At 62.4% G+C, this 23,091-nt stretch carries 17 protein-coding genes; 8 read left to right on the top strand and 9 right to left on the bottom strand.

Annotation, left to right across the window (positions count from 1 at the left end; all coding sequences use genetic code 11):
* Window positions 1–50: 50 nt before the first annotated feature.
* Window positions 51–1,325, bottom strand: a complete 1,275-nt coding sequence (locus ACL9RI_RS16465) for a c-type cytochrome (protein ID WP_422727597.1) — start codon at window positions 1,323–1,325, stop codon at window positions 51–53.
* Window positions 1,322–2,047 (bottom strand): c-type cytochrome, encoded by a 726-nt coding sequence (locus ACL9RI_RS16460; RefSeq protein WP_422727596.1) that lies wholly within the window; start codon window positions 2,045–2,047, stop codon window positions 1,322–1,324. The genes ACL9RI_RS16465 and ACL9RI_RS16460 overlap by 4 nt, the downstream gene beginning before the upstream one ends.
* 134 nt (window positions 2,048–2,181) lie before the next feature.
* On the opposite strand from ACL9RI_RS16460, the gene ACL9RI_RS16455 reads away from it, so the two are divergent.
* A complete protein-coding gene (locus ACL9RI_RS16455) occupies window positions 2,182–3,609 on the top strand; it encodes a PLP-dependent aminotransferase family protein (RefSeq protein WP_422727595.1) in 1,428 nt (475 codons plus the stop codon).
* Here ACL9RI_RS16455 and ACL9RI_RS16450 read toward each other — a convergent pair.
* Window positions 3,606–4,244: a 3'-5' exonuclease gene (locus ACL9RI_RS16450; RefSeq protein WP_422727594.1), complete on the bottom strand. Its 639-nt coding sequence runs from the start codon at window positions 4,242–4,244 to the stop codon at window positions 3,606–3,608. The genes ACL9RI_RS16455 and ACL9RI_RS16450 overlap by 4 nt on opposite strands.
* A gap of 9 nt (window positions 4,245–4,253) precedes the next feature.
* Window positions 4,254–4,787, bottom strand: coding sequence for a ProQ/FINO family protein (locus ACL9RI_RS16445; RefSeq protein WP_422727593.1), 534 nt, complete (start codon window positions 4,785–4,787; stop codon window positions 4,254–4,256).
* A 628-nt stretch (window positions 4,788–5,415) separates the two neighbouring features.
* On the opposite strand from ACL9RI_RS16445, the gene rpoD reads away from it, so the two are divergent.
* A complete protein-coding gene (rpoD, locus tag ACL9RI_RS16440) occupies window positions 5,416–7,956 on the top strand; it encodes an RNA polymerase sigma factor RpoD (protein ID WP_422727592.1) in 2,541 nt (846 codons plus the stop codon).
* A gap of 62 nt (window positions 7,957–8,018) precedes the next feature.
* On the opposite strand, the gene ACL9RI_RS16435 is transcribed toward rpoD, so the two are convergent.
* From ACL9RI_RS16435 to ppc, 3 genes are all read right to left on the bottom strand, one after another.
* A complete protein-coding gene (locus ACL9RI_RS16435; protein WP_422727591.1) occupies window positions 8,019–9,155 on the bottom strand; it encodes an HAF repeat-containing protein in 1,137 nt (378 codons plus the stop codon).
* Window positions 9,156–9,264: 109 nt separating this feature from the next.
* Entirely contained in the window at window positions 9,265–11,016 is a 1,752-nt protein-coding gene (locus tag ACL9RI_RS16430) for a PAS domain-containing sensor histidine kinase (protein WP_422727590.1), read from the bottom strand.
* A gap of 174 nt (window positions 11,017–11,190) precedes the next feature.
* Entirely contained in the window at window positions 11,191–14,037 is a 2,847-nt protein-coding gene (gene ppc, locus ACL9RI_RS16425) for a phosphoenolpyruvate carboxylase (protein WP_422727589.1), read from the bottom strand.
* 216 nt (window positions 14,038–14,253) lie between these two features.
* Between ppc and hemC the strand changes: the two genes are divergently transcribed.
* The 5 genes from hemC to ppa all read left to right on the top strand — a co-directional run bounded on the left by hemC (window position 14,254) and on the right by ppa (window position 19,092).
* Entirely contained in the window at window positions 14,254–15,249 is a 996-nt protein-coding gene (gene hemC, locus ACL9RI_RS16420; protein WP_422727588.1) for a hydroxymethylbilane synthase, read from the top strand.
* A gap of 4 nt (window positions 15,250–15,253) precedes the next feature.
* Complete coding sequence (locus ACL9RI_RS16415; RefSeq protein WP_422727888.1) at window positions 15,254–16,045, top strand: uroporphyrinogen-III synthase; 792 nt, start codon at window positions 15,254–15,256, stop codon at window positions 16,043–16,045.
* Window positions 16,042–17,205, top strand: coding sequence for a uroporphyrinogen-III C-methyltransferase (locus ACL9RI_RS16410; protein ID WP_422727587.1), 1,164 nt, complete (start codon window positions 16,042–16,044; stop codon window positions 17,203–17,205). The genes ACL9RI_RS16415 and ACL9RI_RS16410 overlap by 4 nt, the downstream gene beginning before the upstream one ends.
* A 3-nt stretch (window positions 17,206–17,208) precedes the next feature.
* Window positions 17,209–18,405 carry a heme biosynthesis protein HemY gene (locus ACL9RI_RS16405; protein ID WP_422727586.1) on the top strand — a complete coding sequence of 399 codons (1,197 nt, stop codon included), beginning with the start codon at window positions 17,209–17,211 and terminating at the stop codon, window positions 18,403–18,405.
* Window positions 18,406–18,543: 138 nt separating this feature from the next.
* Window positions 18,544–19,092 carry an inorganic diphosphatase gene (gene ppa / locus ACL9RI_RS16400; RefSeq protein ID WP_183676931.1) on the top strand — a complete coding sequence of 183 codons (549 nt, stop codon included), beginning with the start codon at window positions 18,544–18,546 and terminating at the stop codon, window positions 19,090–19,092.
* 76 nt (window positions 19,093–19,168) lie between these two features.
* On the opposite strand, the gene ACL9RI_RS16395 is transcribed toward ppa, so the two are convergent.
* Both ACL9RI_RS16395 and ACL9RI_RS16390 read right to left on the bottom strand, forming a co-directional pair.
* Window positions 19,169–20,020, bottom strand: a complete 852-nt coding sequence (locus tag ACL9RI_RS16395) for an undecaprenyl-diphosphate phosphatase (protein ID WP_422727585.1) — start codon at window positions 20,018–20,020, stop codon at window positions 19,169–19,171.
* Window positions 20,021–20,182: 162 nt separating this feature from the next.
* Window positions 20,183–21,325 (bottom strand): GNAT family N-acetyltransferase, encoded by a 1,143-nt coding sequence (locus ACL9RI_RS16390; RefSeq protein WP_422727584.1) that lies wholly within the window; start codon window positions 21,323–21,325, stop codon window positions 20,183–20,185.
* 105 nt (window positions 21,326–21,430) lie between these two features.
* On the opposite strand from ACL9RI_RS16390, the gene ACL9RI_RS16385 reads away from it, so the two are divergent.
* Window positions 21,431–23,047, top strand: coding sequence for an NAD+ synthase (locus tag ACL9RI_RS16385; RefSeq protein ID WP_422727583.1), 1,617 nt, complete (start codon window positions 21,431–21,433; stop codon window positions 23,045–23,047).
* Window positions 23,048–23,091: the final 44 nt, after the last annotated feature.

Here is a 23,091-nt window from a genome sequence, read left to right as displayed (position 1 = left end):
TACCCCTACAGCAACTGCTGGGGTCAGACCCGGCGGATCTGACCCCGGATTTATTCCAACGGCACGCTGCGGTACTTATTGACCTCCAAAGAAGACACCGCCGCAGCATCATTGCCCCAGCTGGCCCTTAAGTACGTCACCACGGCCGCCACTTCGCGGTCGTCCAGCACGGGGCCGAACGGGGGCATGCTGTAGGGGCGCGGGTTGCCGGCCGTGCCGGGGGCGAAGCCGCCGTTGAGCACGATGCGGATGGCGTTCACGGCCGACACGGTCGTCAATGCGCGGTTGCCTGCCAGCGGCGGATAGCCGGGCGGCACACCCTTGCCATCGGCCTGGTGGCAGCTGGCGCAATGGGTTTCATACAGCTTGGCGCCAGCCGACAGCTGGGCTTGCGCCGCTGTCGAGTTATCGCGTGGCGCAGCCTTGACTGCCTGGGCCGGTCCAGGCAGGCTTTTCAGGTAGACCGCCATGGCCCGTACATCGGGTTCGTCCAGGTGCTGCAGGCTTTGCCGCACCACCTCGGCCATGGGACCAAACACGGTGGCGCGCGGCGAGACGCCGGTTTTCAGCAATTGCACGATATGTTCCGTTTCCCAATCCCCTAATCCTGCTTCGGCGTCCGAGGTGAGCGAGGGCGCATACCAGCCCAGCACGGGAATCAGGCCGCCCGACAAGCCATCATTGCTGCCGCCCAGTGTCGTGCGGCTGCTGTGGCAGGCGCTGCAATGGCCCAAGCCCTCCACCAGGTACCCGCCCCGGTTCCATTCCATGCTTTGTCCGGGCGCTGCTTGGTAGACGGCCGGCTTGAAATACAGCGCGCGCCAGGCGGCCAGCGCGATTTGCTGGTTGTAGGGGAAGCGCAAGGCATGCGGCAAGTTCGCTTGCCGCTGCGGCGGCAGACTCTGGAAATAGGCGTACAGGGCGTCGCTGTCTTCGCGCCGCACCTTGGTGTAATTGGTGTAGGGGAAGGCGGGAGTCAGCAAACGGCCATCTTTCGACTTGCCGTTGTGCAGCGCACGCCAGAAATCATCGGCCGTCCAGCTGCCGATGCCGGTCTCGCGGTCGGGCGTGATATTGGGAGACATGACCTGGCCGAACGGCGTTTGCAGGGCGCGGCCGCCCGCATAGGGCACGCCACCGCGTGTCGTATGGCACGCCATGCAGTCGCCGGCCCTGGACAGGTACGCGCCGCGCGCGATCAGTTGTTCCTGGCTCAAGCTGCTGGGCGGGGCGGGCGGGCCGATATCGTCAGCTGGCCACAGCAGGACTCTGGCGCCGCCCACGATGATCAATGCAAGGCCCACGGCAAGCATGGCTTTCTTCATGGCTTCACCTCTGCTGTGGAGCCGGGCACGCCGCCGCAGTGCAGCGGCAAGGGCAGGGCAATGCTGGCCGCAGGGCGCGTACCGGCGCTGGCCACTTGCGTGCCCAGCCAGGCAGATACCGCGCCCACGTCCTCGTTCGACAGGCGCGCGGCGACCTGCGCCATGCAGTCGGGCGCCTGGGCGCGGCGCACGCCATTCTTCCAGGCGCCAAACTGGGCGTTGATATAGTCGCGTGGCAAGCCCAGCAATCCCGGTATGGCGGGCGCCACGCCGGCCAGCTGGGTACCGTGGCAGGCGATGCAGGCGGGGATTTTTTTGCTACTGTCGCCTTGTTGCACCAATTGCTTGCCACGCGCCAGCGCGGCGGCCCCTGCATTGCTGGGCTGGGCGGGCGGCGGCGCAGGATGTTGTTCGGCAAAATAGTCGGCGATCTCGTGCAGATAGGCATCCGGCAAGTGTTCCACCATATACGTCATCATAGGATACTGGCGCCGGCCTTCGCGGAAATTGATCAGCTGGTTGTACAGATAGCCGGCCGGCTTGCCGGCGATGCGGGGGAAATAGGTATTCTGCCTTTCCTGCCTGGCATGGCAAGCGGTGCACGCCTTGATGCGCTGCTCCAGGCTGTCGTGCAAGGTGGCCGGGGCTGCCATGCTCCAGCCGGGAAACAGCGCAGCCATGGCGGCCAGGAAAAGCGAGAGTCTGGAAACATTGAATCGCATGAAATAGTTCACCTGTCTGTGCTGGTCGCCGACCTTGGCTTAATTGCCAAGGATATACTGCTTACAATAATACTGACAGGATCAGTTGTCTAAAGAAAACACCGGATCAGTTTGCTTGATGGAGGAGGGGCGGCTTGAAGCGATATGAAGTATTGGCGGACGAGATCGCCGGCATGATCAGCGGCCAGTTGCTGCGGCCGGGCGACAGGCTGCCGTCCGTGCGCCAGCAGCAGGCACGGCGGGCCATCAGTCCCTCGACGGTATTCCAGGCCTATTATTTGCTCGAAGCGCGTGGCCTGATCGTGTCGCGGCCCCGTTCAGGGTATTACGTGGCGCCCCAGCTTGCTGCACTGGCGCCCGAGCCGGCCAGCTCGCGGCCGGCCGAGGTGCGTACCGACGTCGATGTCAGCGACCTGGTGTTCGAGGTGCTTGGCGCCTGCGCTGCACGCGATATCGTGCCGCTGGGCTCAGCCTTTCCCAGCCCCGAACTGTACCCGATGGCCAGGCTGGCGCGCGCCGTGTCGGCCAGCATGCGCCGGTTTGATCCCTGGAGCGCGGTGACGGATTTATCACTGGGCAACGCCGAGCTGCGCCGCCAGATCGCCTTGCGCTACCAGCTCGATGGGGTGCATGTCTCCAGCGACGAGATCGTCATCACCAATGGCGCGCTGGAAGCCCTGAACCTGTGTCTGCAAGCCGTGACCCGGCCTGGCGATACGGTCTTGATCGAGTCGCCCAGCTTTTATGCCTGCTTGCAGGCGCTGGAGCGGCTGGAGCTGAAAGCCGTCGAGATCGCCACCAGTCCCCGCGATGGCGTCGACCTCGAGGCGCTGGCGGCCTTGCTGGAGCGGCATCAGCCGAAGGCGTGCTGGCTGATGACCAGTTTCCAGAATCCGCTGGGCAGCCTGATGCCGCTGGAAAAGAAACGCGCGCTGGTGGACTTGCTGGCGCGGCACGCGGTGCCGCTGATCGAGGATGATGTGTATGGCGAACTGTATTTCGGCAAGCAGCGTCCTGGCCTCAGTAAAAGCGCGGACAGCCGTGGCCTGGTGATGCATTGCAGTTCATTTTCCAAGACGCTGGCGCCGGGCTTTCGCCTGGGCTGGGTGGTGGCGGGGCGCTTTGCGCGCCAGGTCGAACGGTTGAAGCTGACCACCAGCCTGTCGGCGCCCGTACCGCTGCAAATGGCCCTGGCCGATTATCTGGCGCAGGGTGGTTATGAACGCCACTTGCGCCAGCTGCGCCTGACCCTGGCTGCGCAGCAACGCAGCATGCTGCAGGCGATCGCCGAGCATTTTCCGCCAGGCACGCGCGTGTCGCGGCCGCAGGGCGGGTATTTTGTCTGGCTGGAATTGCCCGCAGGATGCGATGCGCTGGCCCTGCACCGCCGTGCCCTGGATGCCGGTATCAGCATCGCGCCCGGGCCGATTTTTTCGGCCACGCGCGCTTTCGGCCATTGCATCCGTCTCAATTACGGTCATCCGTGGAGTGCGCCAGTGGCGGCGGCGATCGCCACCCTGGGGCGGCTGGTGGCGCAACAATTGTCGCCAGGGGCAAATTAGGCGGCGGCCTGGGGCGCTGCCGCAGGGCGCGGCGCCTTTTGCGGCGGCAGCTTGCCGCCCTCGGCGATCCAGCGGCGGTACACGCGCAGGGCGACTTGCGCATCGTCGGCCGCATATAAAATCTGTTTTTCCGTCAGGCGCGATGCGGCCCAGTTGGTGGTGGAGATTTTCTTGGATTTTTGCAGGTGCAGGCCGAAGAACTTGGCCACTGCCGTCTTGGCGCCCAGGTCATTGCGCTGGCCGCCGCGCAGGGCGACCGACAGGTCGAGCACCTGGGCCGGCATGATGCCGAGCTTGGCACGCAAGCGCTTGACGTCATCGGACAGGCCGAAGCCCACCTTGATGGTACTGGTCGATTCGAGGATGGCCTTCAATTCCGCCAGCGCTGGCGTCGGCGCCACGCCCACCTGGAACAGGTAGGCGATGTCGTCGGTCGCCAGCTGGATCAGATGCGGGCCGGTGGACGATTCGCCCTTGACGAAGGTTGGCTTCGATTCCGTGTCGAAACCGATCGCGTCGGCCGCCAGCAGGGCCGCCATGGCCGCGCGCGCCTCATCGCTGGTGCGCACCAGCCTGACTTGGGCCAGCTGGATGCCCTGGTAGGGCGGTAGTGGCGGCGCGACGGCTGTTTCCATGAAGCTGGATCAGCCTTTGCGCGAAAATTTCGCGGTCAGCTGGTTCAGCTTTTCAAGGCGCAAGCGGTTTGCTTCTTCGGCCGCTGCGGCTTCGCGTTCGGCTTTCTTGCGCTCGGCTTCTTTCTTGAAGCGTTGCTGCAACACTTGCGTGGCGTGATCGCGGTGGGTTTGCGTTACTTCCGCGCCGGCGGCGCCGTCGAGGTCGTAGCGCACCTTGGCTTTTTCCATCACGCGCAGGTAGCGCAGCGAACCGGTGTGGATGCCCAGCGCCGTGCGCATCAGCTTGCGGTCCAGGTCCGGCAGGCGGGCCAGGATCTGCTTGTCGATGCCGATCGCCAGGGGCAGGCAGTCGCGGAAAGGCGGAAATTGCTCCTGGAACTGCTTGAGCAGGGCGCGCGCAGTCAGGCCTGCGGGCGCGGCTGAGGCTGGCGTAGTGGCAGCAGGTGTTGCAACTACAGGTGTTGCAACTGCAACTGCCGCATCGGCTGGCGTGTCAGGAGTGGTGGCTTGCTGGTCTGGCGTGGAGCTGGTCATCGACATCATAGGTTAGGCTATAAAAGGGGAGCATAGCACGCGCCACAGGCAAGTGCATTGTCTTTTTTGGCAACTCGCTGACTGATTTTGCTGCGATTGATCTGGAATCAGGCTGCGATTGATCCATGTTCAGGTATCGGCAGGCAGGTGGAGATGGCATTGGCCGAGCATTAAGGCAGGCGCGAAATGCGGGAAATGTGTATAATGTCGGCTCGCCTTGATCAACAGGCCTTGTTTTTCAAGGTTTCGGTCATAGCTGAAGGGGATGGTAGCAAGGTCTTGTTGGAGCGCAATGATAAGTATTGTTGATATGCGACATGTTGCTTATCAATTATCCAGATATCTGCGTTTCGTGCATAATCCTGCTCTCCGCTGTGTCTTCACTGAACAACATTCAAGCCCGTTCTGGTACGGGCTTTTTTTCATTCCGCAATGTACATCGCTTATTTATCTGATCCGGCTTCGGCCCCGCTGCTCCTGTCGAGGGATGCGCGGGCCTTGAACGTGCCGATAAACAGGCGCCGCTGCCTTTAGACGGCAGCCGCAACAACACGCTCCATCGAGTCCGGTTTCGCAGGCTTAGGTGGGATCATTCACTTCGCGCCGACACCATCTGGTCTCGCATTAAGAGATATCTATGAAGAATACGCCAAAAACATTAACGTTGTCCGCCAAGGCTCCCCGCCCCGCATCTGCGCAACTTGCCGTACCGAAAACGACTTTATCTTACTTCATCGATAATACGCAAGCGAATCCGGAAGCGCCGGCCACCACCCCGACCGTGGTCACGGTGGTGAAGAAGAGCCGTTCGCGCCTGGCCGTGCCGCCAGTGGACGCGGCGCCGGAAGCGCCTGCTGCAGCGCCGGTCGCCGAAGCGGTGGCTGAAGCGGCTGAGGCTGCTCCCGCGAAAGTGCCGAGCGTGAAAATCGCCCCGGGCGTCAAGGTGGCCGCTGCGCCCCGTAAAGTGACCGAGAGCGCCGCCACCAACAAGGTCGTGACGGCTGCCCGCTCCAAAGTGGTGCGTGCCAAGGTCGAACCGGCGCCCGTGACCATCATCAGCGGCGCACAAGTGGTCAGCAAGACCACCGACGCCGACGCCCTGGCCGCCATCGATACCTCGAACTATTTCCTGCCGACCGTCAAGGTGCCAGGCCGCCGTGGCCGCAAACCAAGCGAATTCACGCCGGAAAACGATGAAGTGGCAGCACTGAACGCCGTCGAACGGGCCGAACTGAAAGCCGTGTCGAAAGCGCGCGACCGCAAGGCCAAGGGCGGCATGGCGGACGCGCTGGGCGATCCGGAAGCGTCGGCAGCGGACCTGGAACGCCGCCGCAAGCAAATCACGGGCTTGATCAACATGGGCAAGGAGCGCGGCTTCCTGACCTATGCCGAGATCAATGACCAATTGCCAGAAAACATTATCGATCCGGAAGCGATCGAAGGCATCATCGCCACTTTCAACGACATGGGGATCGCCGTCTACGAGCGCGCCCCTGACGCGGAAAGCCTGTTGCTGACGGACAACGTTGCCACCGTCACCAGCGATGATGAAGTGGAAGCGGCTGCCGCCACCGCGCTGTCGACGGTCGACTCCGATTTCGGCCGCACCACCGACCCGGTGCGCATGTACATGCGTGAAATGGGCGCCGTGGCGCTGCTGACGCGCGAAGGCGAGATCGAAATCGCCAAGCGGATCGAAGGCGGCTTGAAAGACATGATCCAGGCGATTTCCGCCTGTCCGACCACGATCGGTGAAATCGTCGCCCTGTCGCAAAAAATCGCCCGCGACGAAGTCAAGGTCGATGAAGTGGTCGACGGCTTCGTCGACCTGAATGAAGCTTCCGCGCCGGCGCCGGCTGCCGTGGCTGCGCCGACCACGGTGGGCGACGACGAGGAAGAGGAAGAAGAAGCCGAGGAAGAAGACGGCGACGCCAATGGCGGCGCGGCCGGTTTCTCGAGCGAACAGCTGGCGCAACTGAAAAAGAATGCGTTGGAGAAATTCAACGTCATCTCGACCCAGTACGACAAGATGCGCAAGGCGCCCGAGGGCTACAACTCGAAAGCCTACATCAAGGCGCAGGAAGCCATTTCGCAGGAATTGCTGGGCATCCGCTTCACCGCCAAGGTGGTCGAGAAGCTGTGCGACACCCTGCGTGGCCAGATGGAAGAAGTGCGCCACATCGAGCGCGCCGTGCTGGAGTTGTGCGTGAACAAATGCGGCATGCCGCGCGCCCACTTCATCAAGGTCTTCCCAGGCAATGAATGCGACCTGGAATGGGTAGACCGCGAAGTCGATTGCAAGTATCCGTACAGCGCGATCCTGAGCCGCAACGTGCCGGCCGTGAAAGAGCTGCAAAAGAAAATGATCGACCTGCAAGCGCGCGTGGCCTTGCCGCTGGCTGACTTGCGCAAGATCAACAAACAGATGGCTGCCGGTGAAAAGCGCGCCCGTCACGCGAAACGCGAAATGACGGTGGCCAACTTGCGCCTGGTAATTTCGATCGCCAAGAAATACATCAACCGTGGCTTGCAATTCCTCGACCTGATCCAGGAAGGCAATATCGGCTTGCTGAAAGCGGTCGATAAATTCGAATACCGCCGCGGCTACAAGTTCTCGACCTACGCCACCTGGTGGATCCGCCAGGCGATCACGCGTTCGATCGCCGACATGGCCCGCACCATCCGCGTGCCGGTGCACATGATCGAAACGATCAACAAGATGAACCGCATCTCGCGCCAGATCATGCAGGAAACCGGCAGCGAGCCGGACCTGGCGACCCTGGCCGTCAAGATGGAAATGCCGGAAAACAAGGTGCGCGAGATCATGAAGATCGCCAAGGAGCCTATCTCCATGGAAACGCCGATGGGCGAAGATGGCGATTCGCAACTGGGCGACTTCATCGAAGACAACACCACCCTGGCGCCGCTGGACGCCGCGCTGCACGCCTCGATGCGCAACGTGATCAAGGAAGTGCTCGATTCGCTGACCCCGCGCGAAGCCAAAGTGCTGCGCATGCGTTACGGCGTGGAAATGTCGAACGACCACACCCTGGAAGAGGTGGGCAAGCAGTTCGACGTGACGCGCGAGCGTATCCGCCAGATCGAAGCGAAAGCCATGAGCAAGCTGCGCCAGCCTTCGCGTTCGGACAAATTGAAAACTTTCCTGACGCAAAACTAAGCAGCAGGCAGAAAAAAAAAGAGGCGCAAGCCTCTTTTTTTACGCCCGCCGTCCCGCCGTTCTTACAGCAATCTTGTGCGTTCGCCCAGCAAGCCGTTGCGGTGATTGCGCTGCATCCGGTACAGCACCACGCCGCTGGCGCCGATGACGAAGGTGATCAGCAGCCAGTCCAGCGGATTGCTGCGCTGTGGCGGCGGCGCTGCGCGCGACGAGACAGCAAACGCCTGGAATTTATGGCCGGTATAGATGGCGCCCACCACCAGGCCGGCGTCGGTGATCTTGTTGGTCAGGTACAGGCCGTCGTCGCGGCGGCGTACCGTCATCACGCCTTCCTTGTAGACAAAGGTCATCGGCTCATAGCCATTGATCTTGACGCTGCCCACGATGTGGCCGGCCGCATTGACGGCGGTGGCGTAGCTGTCGCCCTGGCCTATCATGGCGCCCAGGTCGATCATGCGCTTGCCGTCATAGGCGAAGGCGTGCCAGCGGCGATTGGCGGTTTCCGAGCTGCCGACGATCAGGCCGGCGTCATTGACGGCCGTGGCCGAGCTGATGCGCCCGCCTGGCAGGGTACCGATCTCTTGCATGCCGTCTCCGGGACGATAGATGAAAGCGCGGCGGTAGCCATCGCTGCGCTGTGCCGTGCCGACCACCACGCCATGGTTGTTGATGCCGCTGGCGTAGCTGCTGTCGCCGCCCAGGGTGCCCAGGTCTTGCAGGCTGTGGTCGGCGTTCGTGACGAAGGCGTGGTAGTCGCCGTTGCGGGTGTCGGCATAACCGGCCACCCGGCCGTCCTGCGTGATGGCCGTGGCATAACTGCTGTTGCCGCCCAAGGTGCCCAGGTCGCGCATGCCGCTGGCGTTTTCATAACGGAAGGCATGCCAGGCGCCGCTGGCTGTCTGCGCGGAACCGACCACTACGCCATGGGCATTGATGGCCTTGGTGAAACCTTCATCGCCACCCAGGGTGCCCAGTTCACGGATGTGTCCGTTTTGGTACAGCACGGCGCGGCGCCGTCCTTCCTCTTCCGTAATGATGCCGGCCACCAGCCCGGCCGGGTTCAGGTCGGAGGCGATGCTGCCATTGCCGTCTTTTTCGCCGAAACCATGTTCGGCGTAAATGGTGGCGCTTGCCAGCGGGGCAGCAGACAACAGCAGCAGGAGCAAAGTGGCAGGCAGGCGGGAAGAGCGTGGTTTCATGGTAGTTTCCACAGAGAAAAAACTTACTATACTTTTTTGCAGCGCAAAAAAATACTCATTTTGTAACTATTTTCAATAATGTTGTTTGGTCGCGTACAGATTGCCAGCCTCACGCCTGGCTGGCCGTGGCCAGCGGCACGCGGATCGCCAGTGTTGTGCCCTGGCCTGGCTGGCTGTCGATCTGCAGCTCGCCGCCCATGGCCTGCACCCGTTCGCGGATGCTTTTCAGGCCGAAGGCGCAGCGCTTGCCATCGTCGCCGGGCAACATGCCGACGCCGTTGTCGCTGATGCGCAGCGCGATATGCCCGACTTCCTGCGCCAGCACCACATCGACTTCGCTCGCTTGCGCATGGCGCACGATATTGGACAGCGATTCCTGCAGCACGCGGAAGATGGCCGAGGTCTGGCGCTGGTCCAGGCCGAGGTCGGGCGCCTCGCTGTCGACCACCAGCCGGTAGCGGATGGCGCCGCGTCCCTCCATCTGGCGCAGCAGCCATTCGATGGCCGGCGCCAGGCCCAGTTCCAGCGTGCTGGGATGCAAGTCATTGATGATGGCGCGCACGGAGCGGATGGTGGTGTCGATGGTGTCGAGCATGCGCTGGGCGTGGCGGTGCAGGCGCGGGTGGGTGATGGCGGTGCGCGCGTGCAGCAGCGAGACATCGATGCGCAGCGCCATCAGGTTCTGGCCCAGGTCGTCATGGATGTCGAGCGCTATGCGGCGGCGTTCCTCTTCCTTGATGGTTTGCTGGTGGTCGGACAGTTCGCGCAGCTGGGCCAGCGACTGGCGCAGGTTTTCCTCGTTGCGCTTGCTGTCGGTGATGTCGATCGCCATGGCGATGATCATCTGCGGCACGCCATCGGCGTCGAAGACGGGCTTCTTGTACGTTTGCACCAGGCGGTTCTCTTGCAACTGTACATTCCATACCAGTTCTTCGAGGACCACCACGCGGCGGCTGGCAAACGCTTCCTGGTCGCCCGCCTTGAAGCCGGCATTCTGGTCGGCTGGAAAGTGTTTCCAGATGCGCTCTCCCGCCACCTGCTCGAAGCGCACGCCCCATTGCTGTTCGCAGGCATGGTTCATCATCAGCAGGCCCGAGTCGGCGTCTTTCAGGAACAGCGACAGGGGCATCATCGAGATGATGTCCTGCAAGCGCTCTTCGCTGCGCGCCAGCGCCGCTTCCGTCTGGGCGTGCATGGCGGCCTCGGCGGACAGGCGGTCATTGGCGTCCTGCAACTCGGCCGTACGCAGGGCCACGCGGGTTTCCAGCTCCGCATGGGCTTGCACCAATGCCTGTTCGACACGCTTGCGTGCGCTGATGTCGCTGGCCAGCACCAGCGAGCCCGTCAGCACGCCATGCTGGTCGTACAGGCGGCGCCCGCTGACCATGGCCCAGCGCTCCGTACCATCTGGATGCCGGTAATGCAGTTCTCCCATGCAGCTTTGTCCGGCTTCGCGCCACAGCGGGCACAAACGCCGCCGCGTGGCTTCATCGTGGAAGTTGGTGGCGTTCTGCCCCAGTAATTGCTCCACGGGGATGCCCAGCATATCGCTCATGCGCTCGTTGATGTCGAGGATGACGCCGAGCGGATCGGTGCGCCACATGCCGTCTTGCGCCGTTTCTGCCAGGTCGCGGTAGCGCAGCACGTCGGCGTCGGGCTGCTGCTGCGTGGCGGCGTGGTGGGCGCGCAGTTTGCCCATTATCCAGATGGCGGCAGCGGCGATGATCGCCAGCAGCAGGGCCAGCCATGCGTGTTGCCAGGAATCCAGGCGGTGCCAGGCAGCGCCGGCCAGCCAGCTCGGCAAGATCAGAAGCAGGGCGGCGCAAGCCGCACTCAGCGTTTCAATCGACCATTTGCTCATGCGCGTCCCTGGCGTCCTGGTTGGCCTGTGTGCGCATATGCCGGGCACTGGAGGCGGTAGAACGCCTAGTGTAGCGTCAAATTGTTGCCTTATTGAGAATATTTTTTCAATAGGAACGCCCATGCAAAAGCTGGCGCTACTGCGCCAGCCCTGGCGGACCCGCCTGTCAGCCTGTCAGCCTGTATTGCGCAAGCCCGCCGCCACGCCATTGATCGACAACTGGATGCCGCGGTGCACGCGTTCATCGATCTTGTTTTCGCTCGACAAGGCACGGTTGCGCTTGATCAATTCCACCTGCAAGTGGTTCAGTGGGTCCAGATAAGCGAAGCGGTTTTGTATCGAGCGTGCCAGCAGGGGATTGCCGGCCAGCCGTTCCGTATTGCCGGTGATCAGTTCCAGGCACTGCAAGGTAGTGCCGTGCTCGTCCGTGATGCGCTTGTAGATACGCTCGCGCAACTCCTTGTCGGCGACCAGTTCCGCATAGCGCGAAGCAATCGCCAGGTCCGTCTTGGCCAGCACCATGTCCATGTTCGACAGCAGGGTGGCGAAGAAGGGCCATTCGGCATACATGGCGCGCAGGGTGGCGATTTTTTCATCCTTGGCGCCCAGCTCGCCATTGATCCAGGCGGCAATCGCGCTGCCGAAGCCGAACCAGCCCGGCAGCAGCAGGCGGCACTGGCCCCAGGAAAAGCCCCAGGGAATGGCGCGCAAGTCTTCGATGCGCTGGTTGGCCTTGCGCGAGGCCGGGCGCGAACCGAGGTTCAGTTCGGCGATTTCCGCGATCGGCGTGGCGGCAAAGAAATACTCGGTGAAGCCCGGCGTTTCATACACCAGGTGGCGGTAGGCGTGGTAGGCCAAGTCTGACAATTGCGCCATCACCGTTTCAAAGCGGGCCAGCTGGCTGGTGACGGCCGGGTTGGCTGCCTGCGGCGCCAGGCTCGCTTCCAGGGTGGCGGCGACCAGCAATTCCAGGTTGCGCCGGCCGATTTCCGCGTTGGAAAACTTCGAGGCGATGATTTCGCCTTGCTCCGTCAAACGAATTTGGCCATTGACGGTGCCCGGCGGCTGGGCCAGGATGGCTTCATAGCTGGGTCCGCCGCCGCGCCCCACCGTGCCGCCGCGGCCATGGAACAAGCGCAGCTTGACGCCGGCTTTCTGGAAATCGGCCACCAGCGCCAGTTCCGCCTTGTACAGTTCCCAGTTCGAGGTAAGAAAGCCGCCATCCTTGTTGGAGTCGGAATAACCGAGCATGACTTCCTGCAATTGCCCCTGTTTGGCGATCAGTTGCTTGATCAGCGGCAAGGCCATGGCGCGGCCCATGATGCCGGACGCGCGCTGCAGGTCGGGAATGGTTTCAAACAGGGGAATCACCATCAGCTCGCACGTGCTGTCGCCTTCGCCGCCGTCGCTCCAGTCGCTGCGCAGCAAGCCGGTTTCTTTTTGCAGCAGCAATACTTCCAGCAGGTCGGACACGGTTTCCGTGTGCGAAATGATGTAATTGCGGATCGCCCGCTCGCCGTAGCGCCGGCGGATATCGCCGGCCGCCCGCAGGATCGCCAGTTCCGAATTGGTTTCGTCGCGGTAAGTGATAAACGGCGAATACAGCAAACGCGGCTGGGCCAGTTCATGCAGCAGCAATGCCTCGCGCTCTTCTTCCGGCAGCGCCCCATAGTCCGCTTCCACGCCGCTGTGGGCAAACAGGTCGGCTAGCACGCGTTCGTGCACGTCCGAGGTTTGCCGCATGTCCAGCGAAGCAAGGTGGAAGCCGAAGATATCGGCCGCCCGCGCCAAGGTCGCCAGGCGCGGGCGCACCAGCGCTGCGCCGTGGTGGGCTTCCAGCGAAGCGATAATGATCTGCAGGTCGGCCGCAAACGCGGGCGCGTCGGGGTAGGGCGCGGCCGGGCCCACTTCCTTGCGCAGGATATTGGTTGCGCCCAGGGCGCGGGCGGTGGCGGCCAGGCGCGCATACACGCCGATCAGGGCGCGCCGGTACGGTTCATCGCTGCGGTGCGGCGAGGCGTCGGGCGAGGCGTCGGCCAGCGCCTGCAGTTCGTTGCTGACACCCGTCATCAGGGTCGAGACGGACAGCTCGGCGCCCAGGGTATGGATTTCGTCCAGGTAAAAATCGAGGATGGTGGTGGCGTGGCGGGCCAGCGCATGCTGCATGGTGCCTGCGTTGACGTTCGGGTTGCCGTCGCGGTCGCCGCCGATCCAGCTGCCCATCTGCACGTAGGCGCTCTGGATCGGCACGATGGTGCCGTCGCCGTTCGGATATTGGCTGGCAATGTCATCCTCGATGTCATCGTACAGGCCCGGCAGTTCGCGCAAGAAGGTGATGCGGTAATACGACAGGGCGTTTTCGATTTCATCGGCCACCGTCAGCTTGGAATAGCGCAGCATGCGGGTTTGCCACAGGGTCGCCACGCGCGAGCGCAGCAATTGCATTTTGGCTTGCCGCTCTTTCGGCGTCAGCGGCAAGTCGCGTTCGGCCAGCAGGCGCGCGATATCGTGTTCGGCGTCGAGGATGCTCTTGCGCTGCACTTCGGTCGGGTGGGCCGTCAGCACGGGCGCGATCAGGGCGTCCTGAAAGAAGGTATCGACGGCGGCGCGCGGCACGCCGGCCGAGCGCAGTTTTTTCAGCGCAAAGCTGACGCTGCCTTTTTGCGCGGGCGAACCGGCCAGCAGATGGGCGCGGCGGCGGCGGATGCGGTGCTGGTCTTCGGCGATATTGGCCAGGTGCGAAAAATAGGAAAAAGCGCGCACCACGGAAATGGTTTGCTCGCGGCTCAGCGCCTTGAGCATGCCATCAAGTTCCAAAGCGGCGCTGGCGTCGGCTTCGCGGCGGAAGCGCACGGAGGTCTGGCGGATGGTTTCGACGACCTGGAACACGGCGTCGCCTTCCTGTTCGCGCAGCACGTCGCCCAGCAGGCGGCCCAGCAGGCGGATATCTTCTTTCAGCGGCGCATCCTTGTCAGGACTGCTCACGGGAACTATTTCTGGTGCATGTGCGTCATGGGACATAAGTAGGGACCAAAGTTAGTGAAGGAAACTGTGTGAAAGCAAGGGAATGGCAGATACCGCGGCGTTTCGCCATTCGGGGAGGGGGGCGCATGATAAAATTTGTGGCCTGCAGCGTGGGCAGCAGCGATACAGCGACGGCAGGCGCGCGGCCAGGTGTGACCATACATGGCCCGTACTGCGCTTTGCGGTACAACAACGACAGCGAAAGAACTTGTTTTGAAAGCATCCGAATTGACCCCGAATATTCCTTCCCGGCTGGTAATCGCCTCACGCGAGAGCCGTCTTGCCATGTGGCAGGCTGAACATGTGCGCGACCGTCTGTCTGCATTATATCCACAGTGTAGCGTCGAAATTCTCGGCATGACCACACGTGGCGACCAGATCCTGGACCGCGCCCTGTCCAAGGTAGGCGGCAAGGGCTTGTTCGTCAAGGAGCTGGAAGTGGCGATGGCCGATGGCCGCGCCGACCTGGCCGTGCATTGCCTGAAGGATTTGCCGATGGACTTGCCCGAGGGCTACAGCCTGGCCGCCATCCTTGACCGCGAAGACCCGCGCGACGCTTTTATTTCCAATGATTACGCCAGCCTGGACGAATTGCCGCATGGCGCCGTGGTCGGCACCAGCAGCCTGCGCCGCCAGGCCCTGATCGCGGCCCGCTATCCGCACCTGACCATCCAGCCCCTGCGCGGCAACCTCGATACGCGTTTGGGCAAGCTGGACCGTGGCGATTACGCCGCCATCATCCTGGCCGCCGCCGGCCTGAACCGCCTGGGCTTGTCTGCGCGCATCCGCACCGTGCTGTCGCCCGAGTTGAGCTTGCCGGCCGCCGGCCAGGGCACCCTGGCGATTGAAATCATGGGCGAACGGCATGACGGCGTCGATATGCAGCGCTTGCTGGCGCCCTTGAACGACGCAGCCACGGCCCAGGTATCGCTGGCCGAGCGCAAGGTCTCGCGCATTTTTGGCGGCAGCTGCCAGATTCCGCTGGCCGCCTACGCCACGATCAATGGCGAACAGATGCATCTGCGCGCCATGGTCGCCACGCCGGACGGCAAGCGCATGGCCAGCGCCGAAGTGAGCGGCGCCGCCAGCGACCCCGAAGCCCTGGGCGAGCAGGCCGCCGCATTGCTGCGCCAGCAAGACGCGGCCGGCATCCTGGCCTCTTGCGCCGTCACGCCCGACAACCACGAAGGACTGGCGCCGCATGCCTGACAGCATGATCGATAGCGTGGTCATCACGCGGCCTGCTGCGCAAGCGGGGCCGCTGGCCGCGCGGCTGGCGGCGCTGGGTTTGAAGGTGACCCTGCTGCCGCTGCTGGAAATCCATGCGCTCACGGGCGGTGAAGAAAAGGCGCAGCTGGCGGCCACCCTGGCGTCGCTGTCCGGCTATGACCTGGTGACGTTTGTGTCGCCGAACGCCATCGATTGCGTATTTGCGCAATTGACGGCCTGGCCGGCCGGCGTGCCGATTGCCGTAGTGGGGGAGGGTAGCCGGATGGCGCTGGCCGCGCACGGCGTGACGGATGCCAACGCCAGCATCACCAGTCCGGCAGACACGGCGCGCAGCGATTCCGAACATCTGCTGCTGGCGCTGGATTTACCTTCCCTGCGCGGCAAGCGCGTGCTGATCGTGCGCGGCGATGGGGGCCGCGATTTCCTGGCCGACGGCTTGCGCGCCGCCGGCGCAGACGTGTCGTTCGTGACGGCTTACCGGCGCGCGGTGCCGCCCTTGACGCCGGCCTTGCAGGCGACCCTGGAAAAGCTGTTACAGCATAATCATGACTGGATCATTACCAGTTCCGAAGCGTTGCGCGGTTTGCTGCAACTGCTGGATTTGTTGCGTCAACAAGCAGGGAATGATGGTATTGTTGTGAGAATGCAACAGCAGCATCTGATCGTGCCACACGCCCGCATTGCACAAACGGCGGCCGGGCTAGGGTTTGCCCACGTCACCTTGACAGGATCTGGCGACGCAGGTGTGCTCGCCGCGTTACAATCACGACCATGAACGAAATGCCTACTCACTCTGAACCGAATCCAACGCCAGCGAGCGCCGTGAAGACGGCGCCACAGGCAGCCGAGCAACCTGGTGCAGGTCCGTCCAAGCCGGGCGGCCCCACCTTGGTCGAGCAATTGCAAAAGCCTACCAGCATCGCCTTGATCGTCCTGGCCGTGCTGCTGGCCGCGCAAAGCTGGTCGTCCAGCAACAAGATCCACAATCTGCGCGAAGAAGTGGCCAAGCGTTTGCAAAAGGGCGATGTCAGCAATGCCGAAACAGGCGTGCTGGCGCGCACCGTGCAAGAGGGCACCAAAGAGCTGCAGATCAAGGTGGGTGCGCTGGAAAACCGCCAGAGCGAAACGCAAAGCCAGCAACTGGCGCTGGAACAACTGTATAACGACTTGTCGAAGAACCGCGACGAGTGGGCGCTGACGGAAATCGAGCAAGTGCTGTCGACCGCCAGCCAGCAGCTGCAACTGGCCGGCAACGTGCCTGGCGCGCTGATCGCGCTGCAAAACGCCGACCGCAGCCTGTCGCGCTCGGACAAGCCGCAATTCATCACCATCCGCCGCGCGATTGGCCGCGACATGGAAAAACTCAAGGCCCTGCCGAGCGTCGATTCGACCGGCGTGGCGCTGCGCCTGGATGCCGTGATCGCCCAGATCGACGCCTTGCCGATGCTCTCCGACGAAAAGCCGGCCTTGCCGGCCGCGCCGGAAAAAGCGGGCAAGGCTAAGCCAGTGAAAAATGCTGCCGGTAAGCTGGTCGGTCCTCCGGCGCCGGAACCGCTGCTGCAATCGGTGCGCGATGGCTGGAATACCTGGAGCGGCGACATGTGGAACGATGTGCGTCAACTGATCCGCATCCGCCGCGTCGATACGCCGGACGCGCTGATGCTGTCGCCGTCGGAAGCGTATTTCTTGCGTGAAAACGTCAAGCTGCGCCTGCTGAACGCCCGCATGGCCTTGTTGTCGCGCAATGAAACGGCCTTCCGCAGCGATTTGATCGCGGCCCAGGATGCGCTGGCCAAGTATTTCGATACGCGCGCCAAGGCCACGCAAACAGCACAAGGTTTGCTGCGCCAGGTGCAGGCGAGCAATCTGGCCATCGATATGCCGACCTTGTCCGACAGCCTGACCGCTGTGCGCAACTACAAAGCGAAGTCCTAAGTCATGCGTTTATTTCTCTGGCTACTCGCCCTGATGGCCGCGGCGATCGGTATCGCCGTGACGGCCCGTTTTAATCCCGGCAACGTGGTGCTGTTCTACCCGCCGTACCGCGTCGATTTGTCGCTCAATTTCTTTGTGCTGCTGCAAGTATTGCTGTTCGTCTTGCTGTATCTGCTGGTGCGCGCCGTGCGCGCCACCGTGCGCATGCCGGCGCAAGTGGCCGCTTACCGCTACCGCAAGCGTGAGCGCGATAGCAACAAGGGCTTGCGCGAAGCCTTGAAAGCCCTGTTCGAAGGCCGTTTCGGCCATGCCGAAAAAGCTGCGCTGCGGGCCGCCGAACTCGATGAAAACGCCGGCCTGGCCGCGCTGATCGGCGCGCGCGCCGCGCACCGCATGCGCCAGTCCGAACGCCGCGACAGCTGGCTGGCCCGCGTGGAAGGCGACAACAGCCTGAAAACGGCGCGCCTGATGACAGTGACGGAATTGCTGGTCGACGACCACCAGCCGGAAGCGGCGCTGGCCGCCGTGCGCGAATTGAACGCCAGCGGCACGCGCCATATCCATGCGCTGCAATGGTCGCTGAAGGCCGAGCAGCAAGCGAAGAACTGGCCGGAAGTGCTGCGCCTGGTGCGCTCGCTCGACAAGCACCGCGCCCTGCATCCGGCGTTGTCGTCGCGCCTGCGTGAATTGTCCTACGACCATTTATTGTCCGACCCGACGCATGACGCCGAGTCGCTGATGCGCGTCTGGTCCACCGTGCCGACGGCCGACCGCGTGAAGCCGTTCATCGCCTGTCGCGCCGCCACCGCCTTGAATACGCGTGGCTTGCACGACGAAGCGCGCCTGGTCTGCGAAGAATCGCTGGCTGCCGACTGGGATGAGCGCGTGGTGCGCGCTTACCGCGAAGCGGCGGCACCGGCCGGCTCGGCTGCCTTGCTGCTGCAGATCGAGCATTGTGAACAGTGGCTGAAGCAGCGTCCGCTCGATGCGGAACTGGCTTTGACGCTCGGTTCGCTGTGCCTGCGGCAAAAGCTGTGGGGCAAGGCCCAGCGCCACCTGGAGCAAGCCTTGTCGGACGCCAACGATCCGCATATGGTGCGCGACGCGCACCTGAAGCTGGCGCAGATGCATGACGCCTTGCAGCAGACCGAGCAGGCTGCCACGCATTACCGGCAGTGCGCCCTGGCAACAATTCTCTAAAGAACCAGTCTGTTAATACGAAAGAGTTCGCTTTTGATAAGAAAGCGGGCTCTTTTTTTATGTGCTGCGGCGCACAAGCATGGCCGAGTTCTCTATAATTACGCCGTTACAATACAATCCGCACAATGAGGAAACCCCATGAGTTTGAATAACGTCTCTTCCGGCCGCGACTTGCCGAACGATTTCAACGTCGTCATTGAAATCCCGATGAACGCCGACCCGATCAAGTATGAAGTCGACAAGGAATCGGGCGCGATCTTCGTTGACCGCTTCATGGGCACCGCCATGCACTATCCGTGCAACTACGGCTATGTACCGAACACCCTGTCCGACGACGGCGACCCGGTCGACGTGCTGGTCATCACCCCATTCCCGCTGATCCCGGGCGTAGTGGTGCGCTGCCGTCCTATCGGCGTGCTGAAAATGACCGACGAGTCGGGCGAAGACGCCAAAGTGCTGGCCGTGCCAGTCGACAAAGTCTTGTCGATCTACAGCCACTGGCAAAAGCCGGAAGACCTGAATGAACTGCGCCTGCGCCAGATTCAGCATTTCTTCGAGCACTACAAAGACCTGGAAAAAGGCAAATGGGTCAAGATCGACGGCTGGTACGGTCCGGAAGAAGCGAAAGCGGAAATCCTGAACGGCGTGGCTTCCTACAAGAAAGATGCTGAGAAGTCGGCATCCTAAGTATCAGGTAAGTACCCAATAAAAAGCGCCCCCAGCCATCAAGGCTGGGGGCGCTTTTTTCATGCTTGCTCGTAAATCAATGCGCTGAAATGATGCCCATATTCAGCAGGGCGATCACGACGATGCCCAGCACCACGCGGTAGGCGACGAACGGCCAGTAGCCGCGACTGCTGACGATGCGCAGGAAGACCATGATCACGCCGTAGCCGACAAAGAAGGCGATGATGGTGGCCAGTGCCGTCGGGCCGGCCGCGACCGGGCCTGCCACGCCCCAGCTCTTGTAGAGCTGGTAAAAGCCGGACGCGACCACGGCCGGGATGGCCAGCAGGAAAGAATAACGGGCCGCCGCTTCACGCGTATAACCCATCATCAGGCCGGCCGTGATGGTGCCGCCCGAGCGCGATACGCCGGGAATCAGCGCCATCGCCTGCGCAAAGCCAAAGATGATGCCGTCGCGCCAGCGCATGCGCGACAGCGGCAGCGCGTGCTTGCCATAGCGGTCGGCCGCACCCAGGATCAGGCCGAACACGATCAGCATGGTGGCCGTCAGGTACAGGTTGCGCAGATAGGTTTCGATGGCGTGCTGGAACACCAGGCCCAGGATGGCGATCGGCAAGGAGCCGATGATCACCAGCCAGCCCAGGCGCACGTCCGGGTCGGCTTTCCTGGCGGCGCTGGCGCCCGTGCCGGGCAGGGCGGCAAACCAGGCGAGGGCGATGCGCAAAATATCCTTACGGAAATAAATCAGCACGGCCAGTTCGGTGCCGATCTGCGTGATGGCCGTAAAGGCGGCGCCAGGGTCGGTGCCGGACGGCAGGAACGGGCCAAGGATGCGCAAGTGCGCGCTGGACGAGACAGGCAGGAATTCGGTAATTCCTTGCAGCAGTCCCAGCAGGGCGGCTTCCCACCAGCTGATCACGCCCGTCATGCCAGGCTCCCGTGACGCACCGCACGGCCGCCGATTGAATTAAATGCTTGCAATTACACCACCAAAGAAAAAGTTGAGAGAAGAGTGAGTTGTTGAAAGACATGTGAAAGACACATCTTTTTTCAGCTTAACACAGGCGCTCTTCTTATCAAACCGGCAGTGTTATTGTGCGCTGCCGCGAAACGGGCTGTGCTCGTTCAATTCATCGAGATAAGCGTCGATGCCACCGCGTTCCCGTTCCAGGAAACGCTGCACGGCATCGGCAAACGCGGGGTGGGCCAGCCAGTGGGCCGACCAGGTCTTTTGCGGCAAGAAGCCGCGCGCCATCTTGTGTTCGCCCTGGGCGCCGCCTTCAAAGGTGGCGATGCCTTCTGCGATGCAAAATTCCAGCGGCTGGTAATACGCCGTCTCGAAATGCAGGCAAGGCACGTGTTCCAGCGCGCCCCAGTAGCGGCCATATAAAGTGTCTGCCGTGTGGATCAGCAGCGAGGCGGCGATATCGCGGCCTGCGCGTTCGGCAATCACCAGCAAGATGTTTTCCGGCATGGTCGCGCCGATGCGCTGGAAGAAATCCAGGCTCAGATAGGGCGAGGAGCGGTGCTCCGCATAGGTATTGCTGTAGCAGCGGTGGAACAGCTGCCAGTCCGCCGGCGTGGCGTCCAGGCCCCGCACCCGGCGCAGCGTGACCCCGGCCTCGGCCACCTTGCGTCGTTCGGCGCGGATATTCTTGCGTTTCTTGTGTTCCAGCGTGGCCAGGAATTGTTCGAAGTCGGTGTAGCCCTGGTTCAGCCAGTGAAACTGCACGCCGCTGCGCAGCAGGTAGCCAGCCGCTTCCAGCTGTGCCGCCTCCTGTTCCGGTGGAAACAGGATATGGCAGGACGATACCTCCGCCGCCTGCTGCTGGGCCTGCAAAAAGGCCAGCAGCGCCGCCCGCGCTTCGCCATCGCGCGCCAGCAATCGGTTGCCGCTGACGGGCGTGAAGGGGATCGCCGAGAGCAGTTTGGGATAATATTCCAGACCGTGTTGCTGATAAGCATCTGCCCAGGCCCAGTCGAACACATATTCGCCGTAGGAATGCATTTTCAGGTACAGGGGCAGGGCGGCGGCCAGGGTGTCGCCTTGCCACAGCACCAGGTAATTCGGCTGCCAGCCAGTGTCTGCGCTGGCGCAGCCCGATGCGTGCAGCGCGTGTAAAAAGGCATAAGACAGGAAAGGATTGGGTTCGGACTGCCGTGCCAGCAGTTCGGACCAGGCCGCTTCCCCAATTTCAGCCAGAGAAGAGACGATACCCGTGCGATAATTCATTTTTGTGCTTGCATTCATCACTTTTCGGGTCGCCGGCGTCGGCCTGCGCACCCCGGGGCGAAACTTGGCCCCGTCTTTGTTAAATAGAACGAAATATCCATCATCATGACAGTCAAAGTCGCAATTGCTCAAATGAATAGTACGGTCGGCGATCTGGCCGGCAACCGCGCCAGGATCTTCGACCTCTCCCGCCGCGCCCATGCCGCTGGCGCCGATATCGTGCTGACGCCGGAACTGTCGCTGGTCGGCTATCCGCCCGAGGACTTACTGCTGCGCAATGCATTCTACGCAAAAACGCAGCAAACGTTTGCCGAGCTCGCTGCCGACCTGGCCCAGTTCAAGGATTTGCACGTGGTGGTGGGCTTGCCGCTGCAAGATGAGAACGGTGTGCGCCACAACGCCGCCTCCGTGCTGCTCAATGGCGAAGTGCTGGGCACCTACCGCAAGCACGATTTGCCGAACACCACCGTGTTCGATGAAAAGCGCTATTTCACCTCGGCCGACCAGGCCTTCGTGTTTGCCGTCAAGGGCGTGCGTTTTGGTTTGAATATCTGCGAAGACACCTGGTTTGCCCACGCGCCCATGCGCGCCCGCGCGGCTGGCGCGCAAGTGCTGCTGGTGCCGAACGGCTCGCCGTATCATATGAACAAGCAGCATCTGCGCTATGAAACCATGCGCCAGAACGTCAGCGCGCAGGGCATGGCGCTGGTGTATGCCAACCTGGTCGGCGGCCAGGATGAACTGATTTTCGATGGCGATTCCTTCGTCATGGATGCGGCCGGCACGATTTGCGCGCAGCTGCGCCATTTCGAGGAAGACTTGCAGATCGTCGAGTTCGATGGCGCCGTGCCCGTGCCGCAGGCGCTGGCCGCACCGTTGTCGCTGGAAGCCCAGGTTTACCAGGCGCTGGTGCTGGGCGTGCGCGACTACATAGGCAAAAATGGTTTTCCGGGCGTGCTGATCGGCATGTCGGGCGGCGTCGATTCGGCGCTGACCCTGGCGATTGCCGTCGATGCGCTGGGCGCAGACAAGGTGCGCGCCGTGATGATGCCGTCGCAATTTACGGCCGATATTTCATGGATCGATTCGCGCGACATGGTAAAACGGCTCGATGTGCGCTACGATGAAATTCCAATCAAGCAAACTTTTGATGCCTTCCGCGCCACCCTGGCGACCGAGTTCGCGGGCCTGGCAGAAGACGCGACGGAAGAAAATATCCAGGCGCGCATCCGCGGCACCTTGCTGATGGCCTTGTCGAACAAGCATGGCAGTATCGTGTTGACGACCGGCAACAAGAGCGAGATGGCGGTTGGATATTGCACCCTGTACGGTGACATGGCGGGCGGCTTCGCGGTGATCAAGGATATCGCCAAGACCCTGGTGTACCGCCTGTGTGCGTACCGTAATAGCGTGTCCGACGTGATTCCCGAGCGCATTTTGACGCGCGGCCCGTCGGCGGAACTGCGCGCCGACCAGCTGGACCAGGATTCCTTGCCGCCGTACGAGATACTGGACGGCATCATGCAACTGTATATGGAAGAAAACCGGCCCATCGCCGAGATCATCGAAGCGGGCTTCCCGGCCGCCGATGTGGCGAAAATCACGCGTTTGATCAAGATCAACGAATACAAGCGGCGCCAGTCGCCGGTGGGCATCCGCGTTACGCACCGTGGCTTTGGCCGCGACTGGCGCTACCCGATTACGTCACGGTTTTACGAATAAGCAATAACTATCTGTCAAACAAGCAATCAATTTTAAGGAGTAGC

The sequence above is a fragment of the Janthinobacterium sp. Mn2066 genome, from assembly GCF_049319705.1.
Classification (GTDB): Bacteria; Pseudomonadota; Gammaproteobacteria; order Burkholderiales; family Burkholderiaceae_D; genus Janthinobacterium.
The sequence above is the reverse complement of the archived record's forward strand: the minus strand, read 5'-3'. Positions and strand labels throughout refer to the sequence as shown.